Raw genomic sequence first — 975 nt, forward strand, 5'->3', positions numbered from 1 at the left:
CTGCCCCCGGCCCGTCCGACCGGCGGCCTCACCGCCGCCGAGGTGGCCGCCGGGCTCAACCGGGTCCGCGCCGCGATGCTGACCGCCCGCCTGGACCGCGCGTTCATGACCGGCGGCAGCCCGACCCCGCTGCTGCGCCACTTCGCCCCGGCCGCCCGCGAGTCGGTGCGGAAGGACTGGTCCACCGAGACGATCGGCACGTACGCGACCCGGCTGGCCCCGGACGCCCGGCTCACCCCGGACCAGCCGCGGACCCGGGGCCGGCTGACCTACCGCGCGGTCCGGCAGGACGACGGCGTACGGATGCTGGAGGTGACCAGCAACGTCGTCTGGGTCTACGGGTTCCGCGACCCCGGCTCCCGGTCCGGTCACTCGGTGGTCCTGCTGCACGACGAGATCGTCTGGCGGCTACCGCGCGACGGCGACGTGGCGCGGGCGGACCGAGGGCTCTGGCTGCACCGGATGTCGAGCTACGGGTGGGGCGTGGACTGCGACGCCGTCAAGCTCGGGCTGATCCGCCCCGGCGGCGCCGACCCGGACGGCACCCCGTTTCCCGAGGACCCCGACACGCTCTACGACCCGGAGCACCCGATCGAGCTGCCGGTCTCCTGCTGACGAGCGGTCAGCGGACCGCGCCGACCACCGCCCAGGCGCCCGATCGCATCCGCAGCAGCAGCGCGACCAGCCGTAGCACCACGAACAGCGTCAGCCCGGCCCAGATCCCGCCCAGCCCCAGGTCGAGACCGTAGGCGAGCCAGATCGCCGGCAGGAACCCGCCCAGCGCGGCCACGATGGTGAGGTTGCGCAGGTAGCGCACGTCGCCGGCGCCGATCAGCACCCCGTCGAGGGCGAACACCACGCCGCCGATGGGCTGGAGCGCGACCGAACGCAGCGTCACCAGCAGCGTGCCGAAGGGGTGGGCGAGGGAGGCGTCACCCCAGTCGAAGAATCGTGGGCCGCCGGCGGCGACGAAGA

The 975-nt window shown here is 74.6% G+C and carries 2 pseudogenes; one reads left to right on the top strand and one right to left on the bottom strand.

Annotated features, from left to right (window positions below):
- Positions 1 to 615 (top strand): annotated as a pseudogene (locus tag HUW36_RS33460) (hypothetical protein); the annotation flags it as partial.
- A 7-nt stretch (positions 616 to 622) separates the two neighbouring features.
- Here the strand turns inward: HUW36_RS33460 and HUW36_RS33465 are convergent.
- Positions 623 to 975: pseudogene (locus HUW36_RS33465) on the bottom strand (MATE family efflux transporter); the annotation flags it as partial.

This window comes from Micromonospora maritima, from assembly GCF_902825405.1.
In the GTDB taxonomy this organism is placed as follows: domain Bacteria; phylum Actinomycetota; class Actinomycetes; order Mycobacteriales; family Micromonosporaceae; genus Micromonospora; species Micromonospora maritima.